This is a genomic window from Streptomyces sp. WELS2, assembly GCF_013870595.1.
GTDB lineage: Bacteria > Actinomycetota > Actinomycetes > Streptomycetales > Streptomycetaceae > Streptomyces.
In genome coordinates this window covers 1-5,301 of sequence record NZ_JACBWZ010000435.1, presented here as the reverse complement: position 1 = coordinate 5,301, position 5,301 = coordinate 1, and the positions used below count along the sequence as shown (strand labels likewise).

Here is a 5,301-nt window from a genome sequence, read left to right as displayed (position 1 = left end):
CCCAGTTCCTCCAGCAGTCCCCATCGGATCAGCTCGTCGACCAGTGTCGACACCGCCGCACGCACCTGTTCGCGAGCCCCCGTGTGTCCTGGATTATCCTGTGGGCCGCGACTGCCCGGCCAGGACCTCCCGGACCTGCGTGACGCGTCATGCGTACGCAACCCACGGGCGGTGGCCGGCCGGTGTGGAGAAGGCCTCGCTCCTGTGAGTGAGCGCGGGGTGTGCGCCGGCATCGGGCGGTGATTCCGGGGCATAGAGGCAAGGGTGCGCGGCCAGGTGACGGCCGCGGGTGTGTTCGGCTGGAAGAAGGCCCACAGCGGTGGGCCGGTGTGAGGGGAAGGGTGGCGCGTGGCACGTTCCGACGGGGTTGAACGCAGGCCGCCGACGACGGCCGACGACGTGTTCACCGCCGACCGCGAGATCGGCCGGGACCTGGCGGCCGTGGACTGGGCGGCCACGCCCCTCGGCCTGCCACGGGAGTGGCCCCAGAGCCTGCGCACGGCGGTCAGTATCCTGCTGTCCTCCCGGTTCCCCATGTGGATGGCGTGGGGCGAGCGACTGACCTTCTTCTGCAACGCCGCCTACCGGCGTGACACCCTCGGCCACAAGTACCCGTGGGCGCTGGGGCGGCCGGCGAACGAGGTGTGGAGGGAGATCTGGGACGACATCGGCCCCCGCGTCGACACCGTCCTGCGTACCGGTGAGGCCACCTGGGACGAGGGACTGCTGCTGTTCCTCGAACGGTCCGGGTACAGCGAGGAGACCTACCACACCTTCTCCTACAGCCCGTTGCGGGACGACGCCGGTGACGTGGTGGGCATGCTCTGCGTGGTCAGCGAGGACACCGACCGGGTGATCGGCGAGCGGCGCATGGCCACGCTGCGTGACCTGGGCTCGGACCCGAGTGTGATCCGCACCGAGCAGGAGGTGCTGGCCTTCGCCGACCGGCAGCTGTCCCGCAACCCGCGGGACCTGCCCTTCACCCTGACCTACCTCTTCGACGGCGACACCGCCCGGCTGGCCGGTTCGACCGGTATCCCGAAGGGGCATCCGGCGGCCCCGGCCGTCCTGTCGGCCGACGACCCCGACGGTGTCTGGCCGGTCGAGACCCTCATGAGGGGTGAGTCGGTCCTGCTGCCCCTCACCGGCGACGCCTTCGCCGGCCTGCCCGCCGGTGACTGGCCCGAACCGCCCGTCCAGGCGCTCGTGGTCCCCCTGCTCCAGCAGGGCAGCGTGCCGTACGGCTTCCTCGCCGCGGCCCTCAACCGGTACCGCGCCCTGGACCAGGGGTACCAGGGCTTCGTCGAGCTGACCGCGGGACACATCGCGTCCGGCATCGGCAGCGCCCGCAGCTACGAGGCGCAGCAGCGGCGAGCGGAGGAACTCGCCGAACTGGACCGGGCCAAAACCGCGTTCTTCTCCAACATCAGCCACGAGTTCCGCACCCCGCTCACCCTCATCATGGGCCCTGTCGAGGAACTGAGGCACCGGCTCGCCGACGCCGACGAACAGGTGCGGCAGGAACTCGACATCATCCGCCGCAACAGCCTGCGCCTGGGCAAGCTGGTCAACACGCTGCTGGACTTCTCCCGCATCGAGGCCGGCCGGATGCGGGCCCACTACGAGCCGGTCGACCTGGCCGTGGTGACCGCGGAACTGGCCAGTGTCTTCCGTTCGGCCGTCGAGAAGGCCGGACTCTCCTTCGACGTGGACTGCCCGTCCCTGCCCGAGCCGGTGTTCATCGATCGCGGCATGTGGGAGAAGGTGGTCCTCAACCTCCTCAGCAACGCCCTGAAGTTCACCTTCGACGGTGGGATCCGGGTGAGCGTGCGCGGGACGGACACGCATGCCGTGGTCACCGTCGCCGACAGCGGCATCGGGGTGCCCGAGGCGGAGATGCCCCGGCTGTTCGAGCGGTTCCACCGAATAGAGAACGCCCGTTCCCGCTCGAACGAGGGCAGCGGTATCGGTCTGGCCCTCGTGCGGGAACTGGTCGGCCTGCACGGTGGCGAGATCACGGCCGAGAGCGCCGAGGGCGAGGGAACCGCCTTCACCATCCGGGTGCCGTTCGGGACCGTCCACCTGCCGGACGGGTCCGTGGTGGCCGCGGCGGGCGGTCCGACGGCCTCCGCCACCGCCGATCCCTACGTCCAGGAGGCCTTGCGCTGGTTGCCGGACGGCGACAACGGCGCGACGACGGGTGGTTCCGTGGTGGCGGCCGAGGCGGACACGTCGACGGCCGCCTCCGGGGCTGCCGTCAGCGCCCGGATCCTGGTCGCCGACGACAACGCCGACATGCGCGAGTACCTCACCCGCATCCTGGTCGCGGCGGGATACGAGGTCACCACCGTCACCGACGGCATCGAGGCACTCCAGTCCGTTCGCCGCGACACACCCGACCTCGTCGTCAGCGACGTGATGATGCCCCGGCTCGACGGGCTCGAACTGGTGGCGCGGCTGCGCGGTGACGCGCGTACGGCCTCGATTCCCGTGTTGCTCCTGTCCGCCAGGGCCGGACAGGAGGCGTCGATCGAGGGACTGGGCGCGGGCGCGGACGACTACCTGGTCAAGCCGTTCGCCGCCGCCGAGCTGCTGGCCCGGGTGCGCGCGAACATCGAGCTGGCCCGGCTGCGCGGCCATCACCTGCGATGGCGGACGGCGCTCGTCGACTCACTGCAGGAGGCGTTCTTCGTCTGCGACGAGTCCGGAGCCGTGGTGGAGATCAACACCGCGTTCACCGACATCCTCGGCTACGGCCCCGAAGACCTCCCGTACACCCCGATCCATCCGTGGTGGCCGGATGCCGCCACCGATCCCGAGGCACACCGGCGGGTGGAGGAAGCCTTCGCCGGACTGCTGGAAGAGGGGCAGGGCGCCTACACCATCCCCGTCACCCACCGCGACGGCCACCGGCTGTGGGTGGCCGTCACCTTCAACAACGCCCAGGACCCCGACACCGGACGCCGCGTCGTCGTCGGCACGTTCCGGGACGTCACCGCCGATCACTACGCCGTCCAGCGCGAGACGGCCCTGGCCGCCCTGAGCACCTCGCTGTCCCGGGCCGCGAGTCTGCCCGAGGCGCTGTCCGCCGCCCTGGACGTCCTGAAGACGCTGTGGCGCGCACGGAGCGTGGTGGCCGCCGTCTTCGGACACGGCGACGTTCCCGCCCTCACGGCCACGGAAGCCGGTCTGCGCTGGGAGGAGCTGCCCCAGGAGCGCCGGGACGCACTCGCCGAGCTGCCCCACCGGTCCCCGCTCACCGCGGTGGCCGAGGCCGCCGGCGCCGGCGTGCTGCTGGAACACCCCGACGGTCCGCTGGCCCTGTGGATCGACCTGGGCGAGAACCGGCCCTTCACCTCCGAGGACCAGCTCCTGCTGTCGCTGCTGGCCGGGCATCTGGCACAGGGCCTGGTCCGGGCGCATCAGATCGACCAGCAGCGGGAGACCGCGATCGCGCTGCAGCGCGCCATCCTGGGCCCGGCCCGGCTGCCCGACGGCTTCGCCGTCCGCTACGAGCCCGCCACCCGTCCGCTGGAGGTGGGCGGCGACTGGTACGACACGGTCGCCCTGCCGGACGGACGGATCGGGATCGTCGTCGGGGACTGCGTCGGGCGGGGACTGGAGGCGGCCAGCGTCATGGGGCAGTTGCGCAGCGCCTGCCGCGCGCTGCTGTTGCAGGACTCCAGCCCGGCGCGGACGCTGATGGCCCTCGACCAGTTCGCCGCGAGCGTGCCGGGCGCCCTGTGCACGACCGTGTTCTGCGGCGTCCTCGATCCCGGCACGGGAGAGCTGACGTACTCCAGCGCCGGACATCCGCCCGGCATCGTCGCACACCCCGACGGCGGCACCGTACTGCTGGAAGAGGGGCGTTCGCTGCCGCTCGCCGTACGACCCGGCAGGCCGCGGCCGGAAGCCGCGTGCGTCCTGCCCGCGCGCGCCACCCTGCTGCTGTACACGGACGGACTCGTCGAACGCCGTCGGCGCCCGCTCAGCATCGGGATAGGCCAGGCGAGCGCCGCGGTGCAGGAGGGGCGCGACGTACCCGTCGACGACCTCGCCAGTGCGGTGATGTCCCGGCTCGCGCCGGCCGGTGGTTACGACGACGACGTGGCACTGCTGCTGTACCGCCATCCGGCGCCGCTGGAGGTGTCCTTCCCCGCGGAGTCGTCCCAGCTCGCACCGGTGCGCAAGGCGTTGCGCAGCTGGCTCGCCCAGTGCGACCTGCCGCCGCACACGATCCAGAACGTTCTCGTGGCCGCCGGGGAGGCGTGCGCCAACGCGATCGAGCACGGGCACCGGCACTCACCGGGCGAGGTCGTGCGACTGCGCGCCGAGGCACTCGTCGACAACCTGCGTCTGACGGTCGCCGACAGCGGCCGGTGGAAGACGCCCCGGCCCGAGCTCAACGCCCACCGCGGGCGGGGTGTGGGCCTCATGCGGGCCATGATGCAGCACGTCACCATCACCCCGGGCCCTTCGGGCACCACCGTCGACATGCAGATGAGGATCGCCTCGTGACCACGCCTCTCACCCTCACCACCGGCCGGAGCCCGGACGGCACGGCCCGCCTCGCCGTCAGCGGAGAGATCGACATGAGCAACGCCGCCTCCCTGGCCGAGGCCCTGCAGGGCGACTCCGGTCCTCTCGTGCTGGATCTGACCGAGGTGGAATACCTCGACAGCGCGGGGCTGAGCGTGCTCTTCGCCCATGCCGACCGGCTGCAGCTCATCGTCACGCCGCTGCTGGAACCCGTCGTCACCGTCTCGGGTCTCGCCGACCTGGCGACCGTCCGCGGCCCCGGCCCGGACGACGCGTCCGCAGCCTGAGCGACGGCGCGGCAAATCCCGCAGCCCCGTCCGCGACCGTAGTGTCCGAGCCCCTCCGGCCAGGAGTGATGACCAACGTGACCGAAATTCTCCAGGTGACCGTCCAGTACACCGGCGACCGCGGCGCTGTTCTCCGCGTCACCGGAGACGTGGACCTGCATACGGCGTCCACGCTGCGCGAGCGGGCCGTGTCCGTCGTGGAAGAGGGAGTTCCGCACATCGTGCTGGACCTCTCCCAGGTCGACTTCGTCGACTCCACCGGACTCAGCGCGCTCATCAGCCTCCTGCACGTCGCGCAGAAGGCGAACGGCTCCGTCCGCCTCGCCGCCGTCCCGGACCGCCTCGTCCGCATGGTCAACATGACCGGCATCTCCCAGTTGCTGCCCGTCCATCCCACGGTCGCCGACGCGTTGGGCGGCCAGGCCGCGGACGGTGTCACCGAGTCGGCCCGTGGTGCCGACGCGCTGGGCTGACG

At 71.6% G+C, this 5,301-nt stretch carries 3 protein-coding genes; all 3 read left to right on the top strand.

Features of this window, described 5'->3' with window-relative positions; translation table 11 throughout:
* Nucleotides 1-534 precede the first annotated feature (534 nt).
* The 3 genes from H5J33_RS22570 to H5J33_RS22560 all read left to right on the top strand — a co-directional run bounded on the left by H5J33_RS22570 (nt 535) and on the right by H5J33_RS22560 (nt 5,299).
* Complete coding sequence (locus tag H5J33_RS22570; RefSeq protein ID WP_258565309.1) at nt 535-4,518, top strand: SpoIIE family protein phosphatase; 3,984 nt, start codon at nt 535-537, stop codon at nt 4,516-4,518.
* The gene (locus tag H5J33_RS22565) at nt 4,515-4,826 is read left to right on the top strand and encodes an STAS domain-containing protein (RefSeq protein WP_181796730.1); all 312 of its coding nucleotides are present in this window, start codon (nt 4,515-4,517) and stop codon (nt 4,824-4,826) included. Before H5J33_RS22570 ends, H5J33_RS22565 begins: the two co-directional genes overlap by 4 nt.
* A 68-nt stretch (nt 4,827-4,894) precedes the next feature.
* A complete protein-coding gene (locus H5J33_RS22560; RefSeq protein ID WP_181796729.1) occupies nt 4,895-5,299 on the top strand; it encodes an STAS domain-containing protein in 405 nt (134 codons plus the stop codon).
* Nucleotides 5,300-5,301 lie beyond the last annotated feature (2 nt).